The following is a 23,825-nucleotide window of genomic DNA, read 5'->3' on the forward strand; positions in this document are numbered from 1 at the left end:
ACTAATAAAGTACATTTCCACAAACGATATTAAGATAGCTTTGTAGTACACATGGTATTATAACAGAGCCATTTAATGATAACAATCACTCAGTTTATAAAAGGGGCCCGAACCTGCTTCGCTGCTATTGCATTTTTCATTGGGGTTTATTTTGCGCCCATGCAGTGCGTATTGGCTCAGGATGGAACGGGATTTACTTTTAAACTCGACAGCAGAGCTAAAACCAGTGCAGGAGTATACTCAAAAGACGGAACATTAATACGCACGCTTTGGAGTGGTGTAATCTATAACGCAGGTAGTCATCAGTTTACGTGGGATGGTATTGATGATGAAGGTCGCCTTGCTACAAATGGAAGCTATGTGGTTAAAGTACTGTCAAACAATGTAAAATATAAATGGGAGGGTGTGATAGGTAATACATCTGATTCTCTTAGCGGGGCATCTGTTTACCACGCTATTGAGCGGATGTATGGGATGGCCGTCAGCGGTAATAATGCCTATTTTGCGGTTGGGTATAATGAGCAAAGCAGCAGCACCTTTAAATTCAATATCCATAGTCCTCAAAAGAAAGCGGTAATACTGGGCAAAGGATTGTCGGTTAAATATGTTGCTACCGATGGCATAAACGTTTACTGGGCAGGGAATGATGCAGGTGTTGTTAACAACTGGATGGTATTTGGCACTAAGGTAGCCAATGATTTTGAAAGTAGTTTTCCCAACGGCCAGCCTGCAATAACAAAATATGGCCGCAAGTATAAAAGCGTGGTCGATGTTGTAAATAATGAAAGATCAGAAATCTCGGGACTTGCTGTACAAAAATATGGCAGGTATTTGTTTGTGTCGCATAAAAATTTAAACGAGTTACATGTACTTGATAAAACGACTGGCGCACTGGTTCAAAAGCAATCGTTTGATACCCCATTAAATATAACCGCCGATGATAAAGGCCATGTTTGGCTTATCTATTCAAAAAATGGTAAGCGCATTGCAGAAAAATTTACCGTTGAGGCCAACGGACAATTAAATCCCTCAAATGTTACACCGGCGGGACTAACCGAGCCGCAGGCATTGGCTATAAGTCCAAGCGGTAAAACACTCATAGTGGCTGATGGTGGGGACAGTCAGCAGCTAAAAGCATTTGATGTTGATAAAGGTTCGCCTTTGTGGACGTATGGCACTGCCGGTGGCTATGCAACCGATCCTAATGTGCGTAACGATAAGTTCTATTTCTATGAAACCAAAGGGCCCGGTACTTTTATTGCCTTTCAGCCCGATGGGAGTTTTTGGGTGGAAGATGCCGGTAACTCAAGGGCGCAGCATTTTACCGGAGATAGAAAATTTATTAACAGGATCATGTACCTTCAAACATCATACAGCTCGTTTGTTGATGCCAATGATCCGTCGCGCGTGTTTTCTGATTACCTTGAATTTAAGGTAGATTATAGTAAACCGCTCGGCGCTAATAATGGTTCGTGGCAACTGGTACGTAACTGGGGCTATAATCTACCTGCCGAATATGATGATAAATATAACAGACTGCGGGGAGTAGCTACCTTGAGTAATGGTAAAACCTATGCTTTATTGGCACACAGGATCAGGTCATTTTTTAGCTGGAAACTTGTTGAATTACCCAAAACAGGACCGTTGCGAATAACCGGGGTTGATATCCCTATGGATAATACACAATTATATCCCGATGGTTCGCTTTATAAGGTTTCAACATTCAGGGCTGGAGTGCCAACCGTTTTTACCAAAAAAGAGCTTTTAAAATTTACGCCGGAGGGCGATCCTGTATGGGGACCGCAAAATACGATCGCCCAAACCCAACCCGCCGAATTGACGGATCCGGGCTATCATGGCAACAATACCTTGTTGAAATCAGGTGAGATTACTTCTTCAGGAGTTATTGCATTATTTGATGGTACTACTGCCAATTGCTGGCACCTTGGAGGAATAAAAGTTGGCGGTGACAAATGGCTTTGGCGCACAGCAATGAGCACTACAAAAGAATACTGGGGACTGTTTCCCTCGGACGGGACTTTTGATATTGGTAACCATACCAATTACCCGGGCTGCATTGCCATGGCAAGCGGACGCAGTATTTTTTGGGGCTATCATGGCGAGTTTTGGAAAAACAGCGAGGTGAACAAATGGACAGAGGTTTATGATGACGGTTTATTTATTGGCCAGTTTGGTGTTGCCGGTCCTGAAGCCGGGAGCGTTGAAGCCGCCGCCGAAATGGCGGGCAACTGCTTTGCCGCATCATTGGTGAAATTGCCCAATGGCGATATTTATCTGTATCATAATGATGAAAGCATGCATGGCGGCGTGCACCGGTGGAAAATAAGCGGGTTATCAAGTATAAAAGAGCAGGTTATCCCTATCAGTTTAGCTATTAATACGCATGGTTTATCAACTAAAATTATATTGACGGCTTCGGGCTCGGCGCGTAGTTATAATGGTTTTGCAGAACCATCATATTCAGAGCGATATGATTTTTTTTTAAAAGGCGATAATATAGCCGGTTGCAGGCTGTGGGCGGATGGGAAATTGATAATCCCCCAGAAAGGCACTTCAATAGAATTGAACAAAGGCATACGATATCCGGTACGTTTAGAATGCCCTGCCGGCGTTGATAACAAAAATTCAGTACAACTTTATTGGAAAAGCACAAGTCAGCCCGAACAGGTAATTCCTGACGCACAGCTTTATAGTTTAAAATCATCCGGCGCTTCATCTACCATTCAACTGATGGCCGACCTCCCGTATAACAGCACCCTCGAAAATGGCCGCTATGGCTGGAAGCGACAACCGGCTCTTGATGATAGCACAAATAAATACACCCAATGGTGGAATGTGCACACCAATATCAAAAGCTACCGCAAAACCAACCCGGATATTTACGTAGACTTTCGGCAGCAAAACAAACAGGCTGTTTTAAGCCGGGACCTTGGTAATCAGCCGAATCTTGAATCATGGACATTATCGGGCATTGTTAACTTTACTCAAAATTGTGTTAACGTTGGCGCAGGCAATAGCTTTGATGAAAACAACGGGGTTTACCTGGAGGTATTAGATAAAGTACAAAGAGTAATAGCCCGCGTGTTTTTGCACTCTGCTGTTTATCGCGGTGACGTAAGTTTATTGGTGAATGAAACTCCTATTTACAGGTTAAAATACGATAGTGTTAAAAAACTGGAAGATTACTGGCCGCCGATTACTGTCAAGATGAGTAATGGCCAATTACTTGCTGCTTTCAACAATAATAAATTTATAGGAATCCAAATCTTTGATAAGCAGGCAGATATTAAAAGTCCCTCATCTATGCGCCTGGTATGCTCATCACTCAGTAAAAAAGGGGGGTATACTTTGGGTTTGGATGCATGGAAGTTTGAGAAGAAATAGAATGGGATGTACGCTATTCTATCTCTTGATTGGGACAACCTTTTTCATTCTCGTCTTTTTTCCCTGTTCCACGATGAATTGCTTGCACGGAACAATACTTTGCGATTCCTTATGCATAAAAAGAAAGGTTGTTGTTTCCTGTGCTGATAACGGCTTTTAAATTTATTTTCGCAAAAAATATTCTCTTAATGAAAGAACAACTATCAGCATTACTTATAGCCTTAAAAGAAGGTGCCGTAACATTTAATGAAGTAATTGAATTTATAGCAGATCATTATCTGCATCAGCCAACGGCATTTAAAAACGGCGATTTTTATAACGAAGCCACACAGAACCAGGGCAGCGCCCGTGTGTTTGCGTTTGCGAAAATCAAGAACCTGACTGCAGCGGATACGCTTTATTTATTTGCTGAACACTACAGGGCAGTTTTGGCAACGCCCGCTGGTACAGATCATCAAAATATCCGGCAGTTTATGGCTCATGGCTGGGCTGGGATTGCGTTTGAAGGAGAGGCGCTTGTATCTAAATTGGGGCAGGTTTAACCGGAAAGGCTAAGTATTGAGTTTATAAAAAGGAGGTATCTTTATTAAGATACCTCCCTAAGCGATACCCGGGGTTGGTATTAGCCTCGGATATTTTAATCTCTCATATTGATGTATTGCAGCGGTTGCCCAAAATCTTCGGCACGGCAAAGGCTGATAACTGCCTGCAGGTCATCTATCTTTTTGCCTTGCACACGTACCTGGTCATCCATAATTGAAGCCTGTACCTTAAGGCCGCTGTCTTTAATTTTCTTTACGATCTTTTTGGCGGCTTCCTTATCAATACCTTCCCTGATCTTAATTTCCTTGCGGATCATGTTGCCCGAAGCATATTGCTCCTTGCCAAAATCAAGTGCTTTGGGGTCAAGATGCTGTTTCACCATTCGGCTGATGATGCTGTCCTGTATGGCTTTAAGGCGCATATCGTTTTCAGTAACTATGGTAACCTGGTTTGTTTTTTTATCCAGGTCGATAGTGCTTTTTGAATCGTTAAAGTCGTAACGGTTCAGAATCTCTTTTTTGGCGGTATTTATCGCGTTATCAAGCGTTTGCCCGTCTATCTTACTAACTATATCAAATGTTGGCATAAGTAGTGTATTGGTTATAAATGATTTGCAAAACTAATGTATTGTTAACATACGGCGCAATATTGCAACAAATTGTTTAACTTCTGCAATAAATAATGGTGAACGAAAACAGGTTAATTCCTCATGAGTTAATATTAAGTTAACAAATAAATAAGCAGATTTGTAACATCTGGCTGTAAAGCAAGAAATTCTTATGGATAAACAGGTTCCCTTAATTAACAGAGAAATAAGTTGGTTATATTTTAACGATCGGGTTTTGCAGGAAGCAGCCGACCCAACAGTCCCGCTGATTGACAGGATCCGTTTTTTAGCCATATTTTCGTCTAATCTTGATGAATTTTACAGGGTAAGGGTAGCCACACTGAGCCGTTTGGCAGCCCTGAACGAAAAATCGAAAGAAATACTTGGTTATAACCCTAAAAAGGTACTTAACCAGATCAAAAATATCGTGGTAAGGCAGGAACGTAAGTTCAATAACCTTTACGAAAATATTATTGTTAAGCAGCTTGCCGAAGAAAAGATCTTTATCCTGAATGATAAACAGCTTAACGTAACCCGCGGTACCTTCGTTAAAAATTATTTCAGGGAGAAGTTGCTTGCTACATTGGTGCCTATCATGCTCAATGATACTTTACCGCTGCCCGAGCTTAGGGACAGGGCTGTTTACTTTTTTGTAAAGCTTACTACCAATAAAAAAACAAGGTTTGCCCTTATCGAGTTTCCGGATAATCTTTCGCGTTTCGTAAAGCTACCCGATACCAATAACCTGAAGTTTATTATCCTGCTTGATGATATTATCAGGTACAGCCTGGAGGATATCTTTTTCATTTTTGAACACGACAGCATCGAGGCATATTCCATTCAGCTTACCCGCGATGCGGAGCTTGATTTGGACAAAGAAGTGAGCGAAAAGTTTGTCGATTCGCTTGCTAAGAGCCTTCAAAAGCGTAAAAAGGGTAAACCGATGCGCCTGCTGTATGATTCGGACATGCCTATGGACATGCTGAAGTATCTGGTAAATAAAATGGGCCTTCATGGTGAAAGCCTTATTCCGGGTAACAGGTATCATAATTTTAAAAATTTTATCTCGTTCCCTAACGTTGGCGGTCCCGAGTTAGAATACAGCAAATATGTGCCGTTACCGGTAGCTGACCTTTCGTTTGGAAAAAGCCTGATCGACCTGATTGCAAAAAAGGATTACCTGGTAAGTACACCATATCAGTCATATGACTATGTAATTCACTTTTTACGTGAGGCTGCTATCGACCCGAAAGTAAAAGAGATCAGTATTTCTGTATATCGCTTAGCCGAAAATTCAAGGGTTATTCACGCGCTGATCAATGCTGCAAAAAACGGCAAAAAAGTAAACTGTTTGGTGGAGTTGCGTGCCCGCTTTGACGAGCAAAATAATATCCACTGGAGTAACAGGCTTGAAGAGGAAGGGGTAACCGTACTTTATGGTGTTCCGGGTTATAAAGTACACTCAAAAATTTGCTTGGTAAGCCGTACCGAAAAAGGGAAGCTGGCTTATTATGCCTGTCTTTCGACAGGAAACTTCAACGAAAAAACCGCGCAAATCTACGCAGATCATACCTTGCTTACAGCTAACAAAAAGATCACTGATGATCTGGTGAATGTTTTTAAAGCTATTAACAGGGGGCAACTGGCCAAGGGGCTAAAAAGCCTTATTGTATCGCCAATTGATTCGAGGCCTGCAATTTACAGGTTGATTGACAATGAGATCAAAAATGCAAAGGCTGGTAAACAGGCATACATGATCCTGAAAATGAACAGTCTTGCTGATGAGGAGATGATCAATAAACTTTACCAGGCCAGCAATGCCGGGGTAAAGATCAAGATGATCATCAGGGGGATGTGCTGTTTAATAGCAGGGGTGAAGGGCTACAGCGAAAATATTGAGGTGATTAGTATTGTAGATAAGTACCTTGAACATGCCCGCGTACATATTTATTGCAATGGTGGTAAGGAGCTCATCTACCTTACATCGGCCGATTTCATGACCCGTAATATTGATAACCGAGTTGAGGTTGGCTTCCCGATTTACGATGAAAAATTACAGCAGGAGATAAGGGATATTATTGATATCCAGCTTGAGGATAATACCAAAGCCCGCGAAATCAACAGCCAAAACACTAACAAATATCATAAAACAAACTCGCCCGAAAGTCACCGTGCGCAGATAGAGATATATAATTATTTAAAAAGTAAAACAAAATAACATTGAGATACGCCGCTATTGATATAGGTTCAAACGCCGTGAGGCTTTTAATTGCCGACATAATTCAAAACACCGGATCGGTGTCATTTAAAAAAAATACCCTGATCCGTGTTCCGTTGCGTTTGGGCGATGATGCTTTTATACAGCAGCATATATCCGAGAAAAAAACTACGGAACTGGTTAAATCGATGGTTGCTTTCCGTAACCTGATGGACGTATATAAGGTTACCGATTATTTAGCCTGTGCAACATCGGCCATGCGCGAAGCCAAAAACGGAGAAGATGTTGTTAAACAGGTTAAAGAAGAGGCGAATATTGATATTGAAATTGTACATGGATCGAAAGAAGCCAGTATTATTTATGCCAGCCATGCCGAGCAAAATATTGATAGAAGCAAAAACTACCTTTACATAGATGTGGGTGGCGGCAGTACAGAGCTTTCGTTGTTTTCTGCAGGAGAGCTGATTGTTTCGCGCTCGTTTAATATCGGTACCATCCGCATTCTGGACAATCAGGATACAGAAGAAACCTGGAATGAAATGAAAGATTTTGTGCGCGATAATACGCGTAACTTTAAGCAATTATCAGGCATTGGCACCGGAGGCAATATCAATAAGCTTTTCAGGCTGTCCGAAGAAAAGGAAGATATGCCGCTAACTTTTGCTAAGTTGAGATCATTATATACTTACCTGAGCTCATTTTCATTAAAAGACAGGATCAATGTGCTTGGCCTTAATCAGGACAGGGCCGATGTTATTATCCCTGCATGTGAAATTTACCTTACCTTAATGAAAAACGCCAATATTAAAAATATCTATGTGCCAAGGGTAGGTATGGTTGATGGTATTATTCAAACTTTAATAGAGAAAAATTTGCAATAAACAGGTTAAAATTATTTTAACAAATTGTTTAATAATTTAAAAACTCTTATTACATTTGTAGTGCCCTCTCAAGGGCATGTTTTTCATAGGTAGATGTAGGGTCGGGTACAAGTTATTCGACCCTTTTTTGTGCCCCTAACTTTTTGTGTGTTCGGGTGGTTGAAGGAGTAATTATGAAGAAAAAGATAGTTGTTGCTATTACGGGTGCCAGTGGTTCTATATATGCCAGTCTGCTGCTAAAAAAACTAAACCAGTTACAGGATCAGATTGCCGAAGTAGGGGTTGTCATGTCAGACAACGCCAAAGACGTTTGGAAATTTGAGCTCGATAACGAGGACTACGCCCGGTTTCCCTTTAAATTTTATGCTAAAAATGATTTCATGGCGCCTTTTGCCTCCGGTTCGGCAAAATTTGATACTATGGTAATTGTTCCATGCTCAATGGGGACTCTTGGGAGGATAGCAGGAGGGATTTCAGATGATCTGATTACCCGGGCCGCTGATGTAGTCCTTAAAGAACGCCGTAAGCTGGTGTTAGTGGCCCGCGATACCCCGCTCAACCTGATCCATATCCGCAACATGTCTACGGTTACTGAAGCCGGCGGTATTATCTGCCCTGCAATACCGTCTTATTACAGCAAGCCTCAAACTATTGAAGAACTGGCTATGACAGTAGTAAACCGCGTGATTGATTTGATAGGGTTGGAGAATGAGAGCTATGAGTGGAAAGGGATGTAGCTCTTTAGGTGATGAATTATTACTAAATTCATACCATGAACCTTAAATACATTTTCCTTGCAACTGCTGTTTTCGTATTACTATGCCACAATAGTTTCGCGCAAGTAACCAAAGCAAAAGTTAACCAACTGGCTTTTTATGGCCGGCACCTGGACACAAAAACTGGAGTGGGGCGATATGGAGGAATTCTGGAGTGAGCCAATGGGCGATAGCATGATCAGCAGCTTTCGGGTAGTTAAAGATGGTAGAGCGGTATTTTATGAGTTTGTTGTTATTGAAGAACAAAACCAGGTGCCGGTTTTTAAAATGCGTCATTTCAACCGCGGCAGTATAGGCTGGGAAGAGAAAGACAAACCGCTTTTATTTTACCTGGTCGGCATCGAAAAGAACAAAGCTGATTTTGAGTTGAAAGATAAATCTGTTCATCTCACATACCAATTGGTTGCGCCCGATAAGCTGGATGTAATTCTTGCCGAAAAAGACAAAAAAGGCAAATTGAAAAAGGATGTATTTAACTATTCGCAAAAAAAATAACTGTCTTGGTTTTTATATCAAAACACACTGAAAATTAGATTTTCATTATTATCTTACCCTCAGTTTTGCTGATACAAGTTGTACCTGAACCATGCGTAAAGTAACTGCTTTATTAATCATAGTAGTTTTTGTTTTTTGTACCGAACATGTAAGTGCACAGCGCGATACAGTGATAGCTTATATGAAGAATTTTGTTGCCGCCCCCTGGCTGCCTTTGGCAGCAAGAATAACCGACAGTAAAGATAGTGCCGACTTTATTCGCATGGTAAGCAGCCCCGACATCAGCACCGATAAGCTTGCTTTTCCCGTAAATGATTATTATTTAAATGGAAATCCAAAACTTCAAGGTTATTCAAATAATGGTTTTGTTGAAGCGCAGTTACAAGGCGCTTGTATCGAATACTTTCCTAACGGCAAAAGAAAATGCATTAGCAATTACGATAAGGGGCACCTTTCAGGTGACATAACCAAATACTTCCCCAATGGCCAATTTTATTTGTCTGGAGTTTATAAAAAAGACACCTTAATAATAAATAAGTGTAGCGATTCAACAGGGCGGGTATTGGCAGAGGATGGTAACGGGACCTTAGTACTTTATTCTGATGGCTTTAAAAATATGATTGGCTCCGGCCCAATAAAGGGAGGCCTGAAGGACGGTATATGGAAAGGAACTTTAAATGACACTCTAAGCTATGATGCTACTTATAAAAATGGGAGCGTTATTGCGGGAACAAGTTATGCCAAAAGTGGAAATAAATACTTATTCAATAAAGAATATACTGCCCCTGACTTCGCAGGAGGGCTAAATAAATTGGGAAGCTATCTTGCAAAAAACATAAGATACCCAAGTGAAGCACTATACAAAAACATACAGGGAATTGCGTATATCACTTTTTTGGTTGACCGTAAAGGCTTTTTGAATGATATACACCCGGTACAAGGAAATGAAATGCTGGCTGAAGAAGCGCTGCGTGTAGTCCGTTTATCTCCGCCCTGGGAGCCTGCTACAAGCTACGGAATTACCGTTGAAGTAATACACACCGTACCAATTAGTTTTTCAATAGCAAGGGAATAATGAAATATATTCCCTAATTCAAATAACTACTACACCAATCCCAGCGCTTTACTCGTCCTTGCCCTCATTTCATCGCTTAATGCCTCATTGTTAGCCAGCGACTCACCATACGAAGGGATCATTTGCTTAAATTTTTGTTTCCAGGCTTCTGTTTTAGCCTGGTTTTTAAAGCAACGTTCAATAAGCTGGATCATGATAGGTACCGATGTTGACGCACCTGGTGAAGCACCTAACAAGGCCGAGATACTGCCATCCGCAGAAGTTACTACCTCGGTTCCGAACTCCAGCACACCAGTGTGTTTCGGATCTTTTTTAATAACCTGCACGCGCTGTCCAGCTATATCCAGATCCCAGTCTTCGGCCTTGGCTGTTGGCATATAGTCCTTGAGTGCGTTAAGCCGGTCGGCAGGTGATTGCAATACCTGCGAAATAAGATATTTGGTTAAAGGCCAGTTATCGCGCCCTACAGCAAGGAGGGGAAGTATATTGTTTAGTTTAATGGAGCCGAAAAGGTCAAGCAGAGAACCCCTTTTCAGGAAGCGGGTTGAAAAACCTGCATAGGGGCCAAAAAGTAAAGCCCGCTTACCATCAATCATACGGGTATCCAGGTGAGGAACCGACATAGGCGGCGAACCAACCGATGCTTTTCCATAAACCTTGGCTTCGTGTTGTTTTACCACATCGGGGTTGTTACACACCAGCCACTGGCCGCTTACCGGGAAGCCGCCAAAACCTTTACTTTCCGGAATGCCCGATTTTTGAAGCAAGGGCAACGCACCTCCGCCGGCGCCAACAAAAATAAATTTGGCGTTCAGTTTCCTTTTATTTCCGGTGGTTTTATCTTTTACCGTAACCTTCCAGGTACCGTCGGCATTACGTTTAATGTCCTTAACATCATGGTTAAGGCTAATATTTACATTTTGTTTTTGTTTAAGCTCATCAATCAACGCGCTGGTGAGGCTGCCGAAATTCACATCGGTGCCAATATCCATAAACGTTGCGGATACTTTTTCATTAGGATCACGCCCTTCCATAACCAAAGGGATCCATTGTTTTATCTGAGCTTTATCCTCCGAATATTCCATCCCTTTAAAAAAGTGATGTTTGGTAAGCGCTTGCTGGCGCTTTTTCAGGTAGTCAACATTTTCGGCACCCCAAACAAAACTCATATGCGGCACTTTACGGATAAAGCTTTGCGGGTTACTGATCAGGCCCTGATCAATAAGATAAGCCCAAAATTGTTTGCTGATTTCAAATTGTTCGGCAATTTTAATGGCTTTTTTTATTTCAATGCTGCCGTCAGGAAGCTGCGGGGTATAATTTAACTCACAAAAAGCCGAGTGGCCGGTACCTGCGTTGTTCATTGGGGCCGAGCTTTCGGCTGCAATGACGTCCAGGCGTTCAAAAATTTCAATCGTCAAATCGGGCTGCAGCTCTTTAAGCATTACACCAAGGGTGGCGCTCATAATACCTGCGCCAATTAAAACCACATCAACCGTTAAATTTGAACCTGTACCGCTATTAGTCATTTTATTATGATATCCTGCATTAGTTTGCAGTGTTATTTATACCAAGGTAAACCTCGTTTTTGAAAAATTGTTATGATGGTTTAAGTCCTGCCGGCAGTCAACCCGACCGGGTCAAAATAAATCAGGCAATTTTAAGAAATTTTTATAGAAAAACTGTCCTTTACTTATCCAATAAATGCAATAAAATCTATGTTTAAATTGTTTAAACTTAATTTATAGATTAATACTGCATTTGGTATATCCAAAACACATTAACACAAAACAGTTAAAATGATGTATATAAATAAAGTGCTAATTTATAAACCATGAATCTGTTTAAACCCTGTATTTATTTTTGTGTTTTGGCGATGACAATATCGGCCTGTAAGCAATCCGGCAATCAAACCAAAGCTAAACCTGTATCAAATGATATTTCGAAAACAACGGTAACAGTGGCCGGAAAAAAAGATAGCGTGATTAACAACCCGCGTAAAAAATATGGAGAGGCAACAGTGAGCGACCCGTGTGTAAAATGTTTGCTGGCCGTTATACAGGATAGCAAAAGCTATAAAGAAAACACAAACGGCATTTCGCCGCAAAGTATAAATTTTACAATTAACTGGGTAAAAGCATCGGCGCCGGCATTAAGACCCGATACAAGCAACAAAACCAATGGTTTACGGGTTGATGTAAAGAAAGAGGAAGATGGTGAGGACACCCGTTTATGCTCATATATCTATAATAACACAAGTGGTACCATGTACCTGCTTGATAATCAAAGTAAATATAAAAATGAGGTCTCAAGCATCACGCCGGCTATTCTGAAAAAAATCCGGAATAGTTGCTATTGGGGCGTGGCCTCACGATAATGACTAAACATACTTGCCCTTTACGTTTTTCGTCATTTTATAAGCACCTTTTAAAACATTGATCAGCGCTTCGGTTTTCATGGGTTTGGCTATATAGTCGTCCATACCCTCGCTTATACACATGTCCCGGTCATCGGGACCTGCATTCGCTGTCATTGCAATAATAAAAGGTTGCTTAAAGGCATATTGACGAATATGGCGGGTTGCCTCAAAACCATCCATCTCTGGCATCTGCACATCCATGAAAATCACGTCAAATTTTGGATTGGCTTTTAATTTATCGAGGGTCTCGTACCCGTTATGGGCCATGTCAAATTCATAGCCCAGCTTTTCCAGCATGCGGCTAATAAGTTTTTGGTTAACGGTATTATCCTCGGCCACGAGTATATTAAGGGGATGTTTCTTTGCAAAATTCACATCGAGCAGCTTATCCGGCCTTATTTCGGGTGCTGGTGGTTGCATTTTACCCTCGAACTCGGCCTGCAGGCTTTTACCCAATTGCGATTGTTTTACCGGTTTGGTTAAAATGGACGAAAATAAGCCCGGGTATTTTTTCTTTGACCCATCGCCAATGGAGCTAAGCATAATTACCGGAAGGCCTTTATAGTTATTTTTGATCTCCCGCGCTAATCCAACACCATCCATTTCGGGCATTTCCATATCAGTTATAACCAGGTTAAAACCATTATTAGCGGCAAGTACATCAAGCGCCTGTTTACCCGAAGCTGCAGCTACGGTTTGAATTCCCCATTGTTCAAGCTGTGTTTGCAGTATAAAGCGGTTGGTTTTATTATCATCAATAATAAGCACCTTTTTGCCTTCAAGCTCTTCCGCATTAAAAACAATAGGTACTTGCTTGGATTGTTTGCTGCTGATGGCGGTTTTTATGGTAAATACAAATACAGAACCCTCACCAAAAACACTTTCGGCCCATATTTCGCCGCCCATCAATTTTACCAGGCGTTCACTGATGACAAGCCCTAAGCCGGTGCCGCCATATTTGCGCGTGGTTGATGAATCAACCTGCGAGAAGGCGTTAAATAAAGTTGTTAGCTTATCTTCCGGGATACCTATACCGGTATCCATAACACTAAAGCCTATCTCAATTTCTTTATCATTAATTTTCTTTGACAAAAACACTTTGATAAACACCTCGCCTCGCTCGGTAAACTTCAACGCGTTTCCTGTTAAATTGGTAAGCACCTGTTTTAGCCTTAAACTATCGCCAATAACCTGATGAGGCAGAGCCGGATCGATCTGGTAAACGAGTTCCAGCTCACGCTTGGCTGCATTTTGCGAAAAGATATCCATTACCTCTTCAATACACTGGCGCAGGTCAAAATCTTCCTGCTCCATTTCCATTTTTCCTGATTCTATCTTGGAGAAATCAAGAATATCGTTGATCACATTTACCAAACTGTCGCCGCAAGATATAATGGTATCGGTATAATCACGTTGCTCTGCATTCAGTTCGGTTTCGCCTAATAAGGAGGCCATGCCGATAACTCCATTCATCGGTGTCCTGATTTCATGGCTCATCGTAGCTAAAAATATGCTTTTGGCCTGGTTGGCTTTATCGGCTTCTTCCCGCGCTTCACGTTCCTGTTCTTTTTGTAGTTGCAATTCCTCTGATTGCGCCTGTAACTCTTCATTTAGGGCCTGTAACTCTTCCGACTGATTTTGGAGCTCGATATTCAAAGTCTGTAAATTTTCGGACTGGGCCTTCAATTCTTCCGATTGCTGCATAACTTCGGCAGTGCGTTCGGTAACCTGTTCTTCAAGCAGGTTCTTTTGTTGTACGATGGCATTTATCCTAAGTCGGTGCCATGTATAAATAATTACCGCAACAAACAAAACAAGTAAACTGATAAACCACCAGGTGAGCCAGAAAGGGGGGAGTACGGTAACATTTAAACTTACTTGCCTTACAGACCATTTTCCGTCGGTGCTGCGGCTTTTTACCCTGAAAACATAATTACCGGCGGGTAAATTGGTGTAAGTTGCTGTATTTTTATTGCCAACGTAGTTCCAGCTTTTATCAAAGCCTTCCAATTGATAAGCGTACGATTCCTTATTACTTAAGGCATAATCCATCGACACATATTCAAATGATATAACTGATTGGTCGTGTGTTAAGGTAATAGACTTTGTTTCTGCAATGTCTTCCTTCAATGGCGAGGAATCATCACTGTTTTGAGCTACGCGGATAGACTTGTTATAGATCTGAAAATCGGTGAGTATCAACGGCGGGTCATATATGTTATTCCTGATGCTTTCTGGGTTGAACATGTTAAATCCGTTAACACCACCAAAGTACATGACCCCATCATGGCTTTTTACTGCCGAGTGAGGTTTAAACTCTTCGGCCTGCAGGCCATCTTCAATAGTAAAATTTCTGAATTTATTGGTTTTAGGATTGTATCTCGAAAGACCTTTATTAGTACTTATCCATAAATTACCGCTGCTGTCTTCTTCAACAGCATAAGTATAATTATTGGGCAGGCCATCCTTTACTTTGAAATTTGCAACTTTACCTGTAACCGGATTTAAACGATAGATACCACCATAAGTACAGATCCAGATATTACCCAGATGATCTTCAAAAAGGTCAAGCGCAGTGTTGTTGCCAAGTGCGCTGTTCAGTTTTTCGTATTGTACCGGTTTAAATGAATTCGTCGCCGCATCATATAAATTAACGCCACCATCATTGGTGCCTATCCACAGGTTCCCTTTTGAATCGCCAAGTAACGAGTTAATATTATCGCTGCTGATACTTTTGGGGTTGTTGGCATCATGACGGTAATGAATAAATTTGTTGATTTTAGGGTCAAACAGATCAAGCCCTGTTCCGAGGGTGCCAAACCACAGTTTCCCGTCGAGCGTTTTGGCTATGGCATAAATATTATTGCCGCTAATGCTGGTGCTGTCATTGGCATTATGCTTAAATGACCTGAAACTGCGGGTTTGCGGGTTCATCATGCTTACCCCATCGCCCCAGGTGCCTATCCACAAATTGTTTTTAGCATCCTCCTGAATAGTCAAAACATAATTGCCGCAGATATTGCTATTGTTGGTTTTATAAGCTTTGAACTCGCCTTTTTCAGGGTCAAAAAGGTTAAGGCCGCCACCATCTGTGCCAATCCAGATGTTGTTCTTTTTATCTTCGTACACACTTAGTACAAAGTTGTTGGATAAGCTGCCGGTTTGCGCGCCATGCTGGTAATGAGTGAAATTTTCGCTTGTTTTTTTATAAAAATTAAGTCCCGAGGCAAATGCACCTATCCACATGTTTCCGCTTTTGTCTTTCAGCATCACATCAACCGAATTATTGGCGATACTGCTGTTATCTACATCATCTTCCTGATGGTTACTAAATTTATTCTGGGCGTAGTTGAAAATATTCAGTCCGCCATTTTCGGTACCTATCCATAAGTCGTGGTTGCTGTCTTCGGCAAGGCACTGTACGCTATTATAAGAAAGGGAGTTTTTGTTGCGGGGATCGTTTTTGTAGTGAGTAAAGGTTTTGGTTGCCGGATCAAACAGGTTAAGCCCGCCGTCGCTTACACCCACCCATAAGCGGTGGCTGCTATCTTCTAAAATAGCATTGATCTTATTTGCCGAAAGAGAAGATGATTTGTTTCCGTCATGTGCAAAACGGGTGAAATTATGGCTTTGCTGATTGTAAAGGTTTAAGCCCCCATAGGTTGTACCCACCCATAATTTATTTTGGCTGTCTACATAAACATTGCGGACATTATTATCGCTTAAACTGCCTGTATCGGCAGCATTGTACCGGTAATGTGTGAATTTTTTCTGGGTTATATTAAACTGGTCAAGACCTTCTTTTTGATTTGCGATCCACAGGTTGCCGCTTTTATCGAGCGCTATCTTAACCAAAATATCACTTGCTAATGAATTAATATTACCGGGATTATGGCGATAATGGATAAAACGATCGAATTTACGGTCGTACATATTTAACCCGCCGCCGCTGGTCGAGATCCAAAGGTTACCATTATGATCCTCAACTATATCCTGAACAAAGCTATTACTGATGCTATTATTATCGCCGACAATATTTTTAAAAATTTTGAATTTGTAGCCGTCATAACGGTTAAGGCCATCGCGGGTACCTACCCATATGAAACCCCGGCTATCCTGCATGATGCAGTTTGTATTTAATTCGGAAAGTCCTTCACGACTACCAATGTGCTGAAAATGAATAGGATGGTTTTGTGAGTATGCGCATAACGAAATAGCTTGCAATAATAAAACAAGGTAACACTTATAGCTATTCATTAAAATAAATTTGGGCAAATTGAAGAAAGCGGTTTTAAACAAGCCTATTAGCTGCACTAAATTTAATAATTTTAAACATTTATTAAATAGCAGTTAATATCATTTTAGTATTTAAACGAGATGGCAACAGATTTGGTTATATTATTTTAACGAAACAAACATTTACTTTTGCGCTATGCAGCAACAGCCCAACAATCCCTTACATGGTAAAACCCTTGAGATGATACTTAACGAACTGGTAGCCCATTTTGGTTGGAAAGAGTTAGGCACACGGATCCGGATAAATTGTTTTAATGATAATCCGAGTATAAAATCAAGCCTTAAATTTTTGAGGAAAACAGATTGGGCAAGGAAAAAGGTAGAAGAGTTGTATTTGGAGATAGTGTGATACTTTCCACATATGTCATTGTGATAGAGACTTACGAAGTTTTTAAAACTTCGTAAGTCTGGATATAACGGATTTTTTACCCGTGCTTTTTCTTCTTATTCATTTTGGCCTTGGTACTGGCACTTAAATTATAAGTTTTAGCATTTGATGCTTTCTTTTCGTGAAAAGCTTCGCCAACACCCGCCGGTTTAACATCTTCTTTAGCATCGGCTTTTTTAGGTTTTGACTCGGTTACAATCACCAAATCATCCGGTAAATCGGCTACAGGGATCTTGCTGCCGATCATCTGTTCAATCTTTTTTACCTGGCTCAATTCAATATCAGTGGCAAAGGTCATGGCCAGTGTTTCTTCCTTAGTATCCTGGGTATGGTTTGCAACACGGCTAATAAACAGGTTATTATCGGCAGGTAAATCAAAATGAATAATGAAGGGGATACCGCCCAGGTCAAGTTCTTCCTCGTTTTCGTTGATTACGATCAGGATCCTTGCGCCGGCTTCAGCTTTAAAAGCGTCAATATCTTTAAAACCTTTTGTATCAAAAAACTTTGGATTTAGGTAAGCGACTCCGGTACGCAAACGGCTTTTGAGGCTTTGGAAAAGTTTTTCGGCGGTAGTTTGACTGTTTACAAACACAACTGTTTTGGTGAACAGCTCTTCATCGTACATGAACAAATTAAGCAAGTTTAGCTTGGTGCCAAAGTTAGGCACGTTATATAGCAACTGCTCGTAGGTTTCAATAGCCGTATCGCTCAATTCATCAACCTCAATTATAGCCGGTTGCCTCATGAACGGATCAATCATTTTCTCAAGCTTAGCATGCATTACCTCCGTAAATACCAGGTGCTGGGCTTTGTCAATGCTGTTGGCCAACTCAACAACCGGCAACTGTAAGCCTTTTTTAATTATCTGGTCGGCATCATCAACCACCAGCAAATCAACCTTATTTAAATTTAAGGCTAATTTAAGATAGATAGCCCTTGCCCTGTCGGGAGTGGCTACAACAATATCGGCGCCATCGGCAAGGTCATCCATCTGGCTTTCAAAGCCAGGGGTAACGTATAAACCAACTATGCGGATAGATTTATTTTTGTTGAGCCTGTCAAACTGTTCTATAACAGCAAATACATTTTCTTTTTCGGGTACGAGGATCAACACGCGCGGAACACCTTCCGGGGCGTAGTTAAAGCGGTTTAAAACACCCAATACATAAGTGGTGGTTTTGCCGCTGCCCTCCGGGCCAATAGCAATGATATCCTGCCCGCCAATAATACGGTTGATGGTTTTAAGCTGGAGCTCTTTAGGATTTGCAAAACCGGCTTCGTTTACCGAACGCAATAATTGCTTGTTAAGCTTCAATTTATCAGACCACGCCATCAGGATATCAATTAAAATTTAAAATGAGGGTGCAAAAGTACCAAATTAACGCGTCATATTTTTATAAATCAACAGATAAGCGTTATATAGGGTACCAGTCGGTACTGTTGAGCAATGAAAATGCCGACCTCGGTTCAAGATCGAGGTAACGGTAAGTAACTTTTGAAAGGTATAAACCCTGCGGATGCGCCGGGATAATGATTTTGGGCGTTTGTTTGTTGGCAATATAAAACTCAAATTCATCTGTGCTTATCTTTCCCTGACCAATTTCAAGCAACCGCCCCACAGTAATCCTGATCATCTTATACAAAAAACGGTTGGCGGTAATGTTAAACCTCAGTTTACTACCGTTCCCATCGATATAAAGGCCGGCAGATTTTACGTGACAGATAGTATGCTCTATTTTATCGGGTGTTTTACACAAGGCGCGGAAATCTGTATAATCAGGCAGAATTGAAACAGCCTTTTTCATGGCATCCAAATCAAGGTCCTGATCAGGATAAAGCGAGCTGAAACGGCCCAGGAAAGGGTCTTTATAATTATGGATGAAATAATCATATGATCGGATCACACCATCAAAGCGGGCATGTGGATCGCCCTGCATCGGGATAATATCAAATATGGCAATATCATCCGGAAGCAGCTTATTTAGGCGAAACAAAAGGTCAAAGTCTAAATTATCATTAATATCGGCATGAAAAAAATACTGACTTGCGTGTACTTTTGCATCAGTACGGCCACAGCCGTTAATGGCAACCGGGTGTTTCAGAATTTTTTCCAGGGCTGTTTCAATTACCTCCTGTACAGTAATAGCTTTAGAAAGTTTTTGCCAGCCCGAATACCTGGCGCCGTGATAACCTATATGAAAAAAGTAACGCATTATTATTTATAAGTATAGTTTTCAAAAATGCAGATTATTTTAAGAACACTGCATAAAACAAAAGCCCAATGTAATTAAACACCGGGCTTTATCTATACAAAACAATTGTTTATACTTTTTTAGGTGGCAGATCAAATGCGATAGCATTGTGCTCAAAATGGCCTTTGTGCGACCCATCGCAGAATGGCTTATTTGCTGATAAACCACAACGGCAAATTGAAAGCACCGTACGGCCCTGTAAGCCATAAGCATTGCCTTGCATATCTACAATTTCAAAATCGCCTTCTATTTTAACCGAACCGTTATTATTAATGGTAAGTTTAGTTTTTTCCATGTTTTAAATTTTGCGCAAAGTTAAAATATGGCATCGGCCCAAAAGGGTTTATTTGTTATTTAGAAGTGTTCCTGATTGGATAAAACAGGGAAGGTAATTCAATTAAAGGATTGGTTGAACGCAACCAATACCTGCAAAAAAACACCCCTGTCAAGCGCAAATGAAGATGGCTGTTCGGGTTTTACCGGTTTGCCATTTTTTATTTTAAGCGGAAATAAGGCAATAAAATCACGGATACTGATCTCATACCTCAGCATAGGGTCGCGGCGATGGATTTCTTCCAGCCTCATTTCAAAAATGGAAACGCTTAACGGGTCTGCAATCATTACCCAAAACTAATATTTGTTTATGTGTGTACGATGAAACGTCAGCCATAAATGACAAACTTATGATGTGTAAAAATCCCCCCGGCAATCCATTCCGCCTAAATTTGTGATAGAGGCCGCGGTCTTTTACATCACAAAAACATTAAACTATGGAATACAGACAATTAGGCGCATCGGGATTACGGGTGCCCGTATTAAGCTTTGGTACTGCCACATTTGGCGGTGGTAACGAATTTTTTAAAGCATGGGGAAATACCCAGGTTGACGAGGCCAGGAAGCTGGTTAATATTTGCCTTGATGCCGGTGTTAACTTATTTGATACAGCAAACGTTTATTCGCAGGGTATTTCTGAAGAAATATTGGGCAAGGCCCTGGAAGGTATTCGTAATGAGGTGCTGATCTCAACCAAAGCCACTTTTACCATGGGAAAAGGAGCTAACGACTTCGGTTCATCGCGATATCATTTGATTAAATCTGCCGAAGATAGCCTGCGCCGTTTAAATACCGACAGGATCGACATCTATCATATGCACGGCTTTGATGCCAACACCCCGGTTGAAGAAACATTAAGGGCGCTTGATGACCTGGTAACCAGTGGTAAAGTACGTTACATTGCCTGCTCCAACTTTTCGGGCTGGCATTTAATGAAATCACTGTCTGTATCTGAAAGATATGGATGGAGCCGTTATGTGGCCCATCAGGCATATTATTCGCTGCTTAACCGCGAGTTTGAATGGGAACTGATGCCTTTAGGGATCGATCAGAAAGTAAGCACCATTGTTTGGAGCCCGCTATCATCGGGTCAGCTAAGTGGTAAGTTTAGGAGAGGCCTGCCAATCCCCGAAAGTTCAAGAACAGTACAGGGTGGCGCACATGGCCCGGCCACAAATTTTGATCATTTATACAATATTATTGATGCACTTGATGAGGTTGCCGAAGAAACAGGGAAATCAGTTGCACAGGTGGCACTGAACTGGTTACTGCAAAGGCCTACCGTTGCCAACCTGGTGATTGGTGCACGCAATGAGGAGCAGCTTAGGCAAAACCTTGGTGCCATTGGTTGGAATTTAACCATCGACCAGGTTAAAAAACTGGATGTCGCCAGTGAAGTAGATCCAATATACCCGTATTGGCACCAGCGCCAAAACTTAAAACTGGTACCGCTGCCAATACAGTATTAAATGCATTTAACAATAAAGCTTACGTAAAACTACGTAAGCTTTATTGTTAAATACCGTAACAGCACGCTGTTATTGTTATGGCGATTCCTTTAGTTTTGTTTTAAAGGTAATGAGATATCCGCCATTACGATATCTAAACCTTATCACTATTTAAACCCCTGCTTTATGATCAAAAAACAGTACCTCAAGGAGATAGTTATATCGGCTACCCAGCAAAAAGGCAGCGCTTCAAATAATCAAAAAGAAGTATCTAAAATTCAAAGCTGGCTTAACCTGTATGCGGTTACTAATCCTTCGGCAGGTACGGCTACAGGTATTGATGGTAGTTTTGGCCCGGGTACCGAAACGGCGGTTAAAAATTTTCAGAAGGCAAAAGGTCTCCCACAAACAGGTATTGTTGACAGCAGTGTTTTTTCAGCTTTAACCCAACCTATGGTAAATGCATTCAAGAGTCCTGTTGCCGGTACCGGCCTTAGGGAGTTGATTGTAAATACAGCAATGCAGCATTTAAGCAATGCGCCTTTTGAACTTGTTATTAAAGGCCAAAGTAATAGTGGGCCGTGGGTGAGGGCTTACATGGATAATAATGAAGGAACACCCTGGTTTTGGTGCATGGGCTTTGTACAAACTATCATTGATCAGGCTGCAACCCAATTAGGAAAAGATTTCCGCACGTTGATGCCGCTCACCTATAGCTGCGATACCGTGGGCACAACCGGCATCAGTAAGGGTTTGCTGAGCCGCGTGGCAACAGTAAGGGCTAATCCTTCGGTAGTTAAGCCTGGTGATATTTTCCTTGTTCAAAAAACACCTAACGATTGGTTTCATACCGGGCTTATCACCGGTGTGCACGGCGATTTATTTGATACTATTGAAGGAAATACCAATACCGATGGCAGCAGCAACGGAAACGGTGTATACAAGCGTGTCCGTAATTTTCAAACTTCAAAGCTGGATGTGTTTTCAATACAACCACTTGTATAATAGCTTTCCCTGCAATTAATACCCCCTTGAGCCCCGTTTAGGGGCTTTCTGTTTTTATAAGCTAAAAGCAAAAGGCGGAAAGCTTAAAGCTAATTGAGCAGCAAATAATATGAACAGCAGCTTTTTGCTTTAAGCCTTCGGCTTTCAGCTCAATTAAGTAACAGTTAAATTACAATTGCTTCATAAAAAAAACAACGGATGGTTTTAGTCCTTTACAAAACTTAGCTAATTTGCGGGGCTGCCCGCCGAGGCATGCTTATAAATCCAATTAACCTGTTTTGAAAAATGATTAACCGTCGAAAGTTTATTCAATCAACCGCTGTAGCGGGTACAAGTTTTTTACTTGCACCTCAACTGTCAAAAGCTGCCGGATTTTTTAAAGGATCGCCCAATGAAAAAGTTGTATTAGGCATGATGGGCACCAACAGCCGTGGGCTGTATCTCGCTCAAAGCTTTGCTAAATTGCCCAATGTTGAGATCGGGTATATCTGCGATGTTGATTCGAATGTGGTTGCTAAAACGATTGATGCGATCTACAAACAAACGGGGAAAAAGCCGCAGGGTTTAACAGATATCCGCAAAATGCTGGAGATAAAGGATATTGATGCTGTAGTAGTTGCGCCGCCCGATCATTGGCACGCGCCGGCAACTATCATGGCTTGCCAGGCCGGTAAACATGTTTATGTTGAAAAACCATGCAGCCATAATCCGCATGAAGGGGAGATGGCTGTTGAAGCTGCAAATAAATATAAACGACTAGTGCAAATGGGGAGCCAGCGCCGTTCGTTTTCTAACGTGCAGGCCATGGTAAAAGAACTGCATGACGGTGTAATCGGCCGTACTTATTATGCGAAGGGCTGGTATACCAATCATCGGGCAAGCATTGGCAAAGGCAAACAGGTACCGGTACCTGCTAATTTAAATTACGATTTATGGCAGGGCCCAGCGCCAAGAAAGCCTTACCAGGATAACCTGATCCACTATAATTGGCATTGGTTTTGGAACTGGGGCACAGGTGAGGCCTTGAACAATGGCACGCACGAACTTGACGTAATTCGCTGGGGGCTTGGCGTCGACTATCCAAATAAGGTAGTGTCAACAGGTGGCCGCTTCCATTTTGATGACGATTGGCAAACACCCGATACGCAAAATGTACTTTACAATTTCCCCAATAACACAGCGGCCGAATGGGAATGCCGCAGTTGCAATGGCTTCGATATTGAAAAATTAAGCAGGGGAGTGGTGTTTTATGGCGATAAAGGAACGCTGTTTTATGACAGTGGCAATAGTTATCGCGTTTATGACGGCGATAACAAACTGGTGAAAGAGATTAAAGATGATACCAAAGTAGATGGCACCAATAAAGTAAGCCCAACCGAAGCACTGGATGGTTTCCATATGAAAAACTTTGCCGATTCGATACGGGGGACGGATAAGCTGAACTGCCCGATTGAGATTGGTTTTAAATCAACCCTGTTGCCGCAATTAGGCAATATCTCATATCGCGTTGACCGGGTGCTGCACATCGATCCCAACAACGGTCATATATTGAAAGATCCCGAAGCACAAAAGCTTTGGAGCAGGGAGTATGAGAAAGGTTGGGAGGTAAAGGTATAATGCCAGTATCGCTAACTAAAAAACGACCGCGATAACCTTTTGTCATCCTGAGCGATAGCGAAGG

19 protein-coding genes are annotated in these 23,825 nt (G+C 41.6%); 12 read left to right on the forward strand and 7 right to left on the reverse strand.

All coding sequences use genetic code 11. From position 1 onward, the window contains the following. The first annotated feature begins 75 nt into the window (after positions 1-75). Positions 76-3,405, forward strand: a complete 3,330-nt coding sequence (locus ACEN9X_RS26635; protein WP_413668025.1) for a FlgD immunoglobulin-like domain containing protein — start codon at positions 76-78, stop codon at positions 3,403-3,405. A gap of 188 nt (positions 3,406-3,593) precedes the next feature. After that, positions 3,594-3,947 carry a HopJ type III effector protein gene (locus ACEN9X_RS26640; protein WP_413668026.1) on the forward strand — a complete coding sequence of 118 codons (354 nt, stop codon included), beginning with the start codon at positions 3,594-3,596 and terminating at the stop codon, positions 3,945-3,947. A gap of 95 nt (positions 3,948-4,042) precedes the next feature. Here ACEN9X_RS26640 and ACEN9X_RS26645 read toward each other — a convergent pair whose 3' ends face one another. Beyond that, positions 4,043-4,534, reverse strand: a complete 492-nt coding sequence (locus ACEN9X_RS26645; protein WP_091206519.1) for a YajQ family cyclic di-GMP-binding protein — start codon at positions 4,532-4,534, stop codon at positions 4,043-4,045. A 193-nt stretch (positions 4,535-4,727) separates the two neighbouring features. On the opposite strand from ACEN9X_RS26645, the gene ppk1 reads away from it, so the two are divergent. The 5 genes from ppk1 to ACEN9X_RS26670 all read left to right on the forward strand — a co-directional run bounded on the left by ppk1 (position 4,728) and on the right by ACEN9X_RS26670 (position 10,000). Continuing rightward, a complete protein-coding gene (gene ppk1, locus ACEN9X_RS26650; RefSeq protein WP_413668027.1) occupies positions 4,728-6,773 on the forward strand; it encodes a polyphosphate kinase 1 in 2,046 nt (681 codons plus the stop codon). A 2-nt stretch (positions 6,774-6,775) separates the two neighbouring features. Continuing rightward, the gene (locus tag ACEN9X_RS26655; protein ID WP_413668028.1) at positions 6,776-7,654 is read left to right on the forward strand and encodes an exopolyphosphatase; all 879 of its coding nucleotides are present in this window, start codon (positions 6,776-6,778) and stop codon (positions 7,652-7,654) included. A 173-nt stretch (positions 7,655-7,827) separates the two neighbouring features. After that, positions 7,828-8,391 (forward strand): UbiX family flavin prenyltransferase, encoded by a 564-nt coding sequence (locus tag ACEN9X_RS26660; protein WP_413668029.1) that lies wholly within the window; start codon positions 7,828-7,830, stop codon positions 8,389-8,391. Positions 8,392-8,529: 138 nt separating this feature from the next. Further along, on the forward strand, positions 8,530-8,925 hold the full coding sequence (locus ACEN9X_RS26665; RefSeq protein ID WP_413668030.1) for a DUF6265 family protein: 396 nt from the start codon (positions 8,530-8,532) through the stop codon (positions 8,923-8,925). Between the two features lie 91 nt (positions 8,926-9,016). Continuing rightward, the gene (locus tag ACEN9X_RS26670) at positions 9,017-10,000 is read left to right on the forward strand and encodes an energy transducer TonB (protein ID WP_413668031.1); all 984 of its coding nucleotides are present in this window, start codon (positions 9,017-9,019) and stop codon (positions 9,998-10,000) included. A 29-nt stretch (positions 10,001-10,029) separates the two neighbouring features. Here the strand turns inward: ACEN9X_RS26670 and ACEN9X_RS26675 are convergent, their stop codons facing one another. After that, positions 10,030-11,529 carry a malate:quinone oxidoreductase gene (locus ACEN9X_RS26675; RefSeq protein ID WP_413668032.1) on the reverse strand — a complete coding sequence of 500 codons (1,500 nt, stop codon included), beginning with the start codon at positions 11,527-11,529 and terminating at the stop codon, positions 10,030-10,032. A 305-nt stretch (positions 11,530-11,834) separates the two neighbouring features. Here ACEN9X_RS26675 and ACEN9X_RS26680 point away from each other — a divergent pair, with 305 nt between their 5' ends. Further along, positions 11,835-12,377 (forward strand): hypothetical protein, encoded by a 543-nt coding sequence (locus ACEN9X_RS26680; RefSeq protein WP_413668033.1) that lies wholly within the window; start codon positions 11,835-11,837, stop codon positions 12,375-12,377. A 3-nt stretch (positions 12,378-12,380) separates the two neighbouring features. On the opposite strand, the gene ACEN9X_RS26685 is transcribed toward ACEN9X_RS26680, so the two are convergent. Further along, entirely contained in the window at positions 12,381-16,676 is a 4,296-nt protein-coding gene (locus ACEN9X_RS26685) for a two-component regulator propeller domain-containing protein (protein ID WP_413668034.1), read from the reverse strand. A gap of 175 nt (positions 16,677-16,851) precedes the next feature. Between ACEN9X_RS26685 and ACEN9X_RS26690 the strand changes: the two genes are divergently transcribed. Continuing rightward, positions 16,852-17,064, forward strand: coding sequence for a VF530 family DNA-binding protein (locus ACEN9X_RS26690; protein ID WP_413668035.1), 213 nt, complete (start codon positions 16,852-16,854; stop codon positions 17,062-17,064). Positions 17,065-17,140: 76 nt separating this feature from the next. On the opposite strand, the gene ACEN9X_RS26695 is transcribed toward ACEN9X_RS26690, so the two are convergent. From ACEN9X_RS26695 to ACEN9X_RS26710, 4 genes are all read right to left on the reverse strand, one after another. After that, positions 17,141-18,439 carry a DEAD/DEAH box helicase gene (locus ACEN9X_RS26695; protein ID WP_413668036.1) on the reverse strand — a complete coding sequence of 433 codons (1,299 nt, stop codon included), beginning with the start codon at positions 18,437-18,439 and terminating at the stop codon, positions 17,141-17,143. A gap of 82 nt (positions 18,440-18,521) precedes the next feature. Then, on the reverse strand, positions 18,522-19,319 hold the full coding sequence (locus tag ACEN9X_RS26700) for a tRNA pseudouridine synthase A (protein WP_413668037.1): 798 nt from the start codon (positions 19,317-19,319) through the stop codon (positions 18,522-18,524). A 109-nt stretch (positions 19,320-19,428) separates the two neighbouring features. Continuing rightward, entirely contained in the window at positions 19,429-19,653 is a 225-nt protein-coding gene (locus ACEN9X_RS26705) for a CDGSH iron-sulfur domain-containing protein (protein WP_110583172.1), read from the reverse strand. A 98-nt stretch (positions 19,654-19,751) separates the two neighbouring features. Further along, the gene (locus ACEN9X_RS26710) at positions 19,752-19,979 is read right to left on the reverse strand and encodes a hypothetical protein (RefSeq protein ID WP_413668038.1); all 228 of its coding nucleotides are present in this window, start codon (positions 19,977-19,979) and stop codon (positions 19,752-19,754) included. Between the two features lie 149 nt (positions 19,980-20,128). Here ACEN9X_RS26710 and ACEN9X_RS26715 point away from each other — a divergent pair, with 149 nt between their 5' ends. The 3 genes from ACEN9X_RS26715 to ACEN9X_RS26725 all read left to right on the forward strand — a co-directional run bounded on the left by ACEN9X_RS26715 (position 20,129) and on the right by ACEN9X_RS26725 (position 23,761). After that, positions 20,129-21,160, forward strand: a complete 1,032-nt coding sequence (locus ACEN9X_RS26715) for an aldo/keto reductase (RefSeq protein ID WP_413668039.1) — start codon at positions 20,129-20,131, stop codon at positions 21,158-21,160. 165 nt (positions 21,161-21,325) lie between these two features. Beyond that, complete coding sequence (locus tag ACEN9X_RS26720; RefSeq protein WP_413668040.1) at positions 21,326-22,144, forward strand: peptidoglycan-binding domain-containing protein; 819 nt, start codon at positions 21,326-21,328, stop codon at positions 22,142-22,144. 285 nt (positions 22,145-22,429) lie between these two features. Further along, the gene (locus tag ACEN9X_RS26725; protein ID WP_413668041.1) at positions 22,430-23,761 is read left to right on the forward strand and encodes a Gfo/Idh/MocA family protein; all 1,332 of its coding nucleotides are present in this window, start codon (positions 22,430-22,432) and stop codon (positions 23,759-23,761) included. Positions 23,762-23,825 lie beyond the last annotated feature (64 nt).

This window comes from Mucilaginibacter sp. Mucisp86, assembly GCF_047324315.1.
Classification (GTDB): Bacteria; Bacteroidota; Bacteroidia; order Sphingobacteriales; family Sphingobacteriaceae; genus Mucilaginibacter.

Coding starts and splice junctions, on each gene's coding strand:
- ACEN9X_RS26635 (WP_413668025.1), top strand. CDS start 76: ATGATAACAATCACTCAGTTTATAAAAGGGGCCCGAACCTGCTTCGCT.
- ACEN9X_RS26640 (WP_413668026.1), top strand. CDS start 3,594: ATGAAAGAACAACTATCAGCATTACTTATAGCCTTAAAAGAAGGTGCC.
- ACEN9X_RS26645 (WP_091206519.1), bottom strand. CDS start 4,534: ATGCCAACATTTGATATAGTTAGTAAGATAGACGGGCAAACGCTTGAT.
- ppk1 (WP_413668027.1), top strand. CDS start 4,728: ATGGATAAACAGGTTCCCTTAATTAACAGAGAAATAAGTTGGTTATAT.
- ACEN9X_RS26660 (WP_413668029.1), top strand. CDS start 7,828: ATGAAGAAAAAGATAGTTGTTGCTATTACGGGTGCCAGTGGTTCTATA.
- ACEN9X_RS26665 (WP_413668030.1), top strand. CDS start 8,530: ATGGCCGGCACCTGGACACAAAAACTGGAGTGGGGCGATATGGAGGAA.
- ACEN9X_RS26670 (WP_413668031.1), top strand. CDS start 9,017: ATGCGTAAAGTAACTGCTTTATTAATCATAGTAGTTTTTGTTTTTTGT.
- ACEN9X_RS26675 (WP_413668032.1), bottom strand. CDS start 11,529: ATGACTAATAGCGGTACAGGTTCAAATTTAACGGTTGATGTGGTTTTA.
- ACEN9X_RS26680 (WP_413668033.1), top strand. CDS start 11,835: ATGAATCTGTTTAAACCCTGTATTTATTTTTGTGTTTTGGCGATGACA.
- ACEN9X_RS26685 (WP_413668034.1), bottom strand. CDS start 16,676: ATGAATAGCTATAAGTGTTACCTTGTTTTATTATTGCAAGCTATTTCG.
- ACEN9X_RS26690 (WP_413668035.1), top strand. CDS start 16,852: ATGCAGCAACAGCCCAACAATCCCTTACATGGTAAAACCCTTGAGATG.
- ACEN9X_RS26695 (WP_413668036.1), bottom strand. CDS start 18,439: ATGGCGTGGTCTGATAAATTGAAGCTTAACAAGCAATTATTGCGTTCG.
- ACEN9X_RS26700 (WP_413668037.1), bottom strand. CDS start 19,319: ATGCGTTACTTTTTTCATATAGGTTATCACGGCGCCAGGTATTCGGGC.
- ACEN9X_RS26705 (WP_110583172.1), bottom strand. CDS start 19,653: ATGGAAAAAACTAAACTTACCATTAATAATAACGGTTCGGTTAAAATA.
- ACEN9X_RS26710 (WP_413668038.1), bottom strand. CDS start 19,979: ATGATTGCAGACCCGTTAAGCGTTTCCATTTTTGAAATGAGGCTGGAA.
- ACEN9X_RS26715 (WP_413668039.1), top strand. CDS start 20,129: ATGGAATACAGACAATTAGGCGCATCGGGATTACGGGTGCCCGTATTA.
- ACEN9X_RS26720 (WP_413668040.1), top strand. CDS start 21,326: ATGATCAAAAAACAGTACCTCAAGGAGATAGTTATATCGGCTACCCAG.
- ACEN9X_RS26725 (WP_413668041.1), top strand. CDS start 22,430: ATGATTAACCGTCGAAAGTTTATTCAATCAACCGCTGTAGCGGGTACA.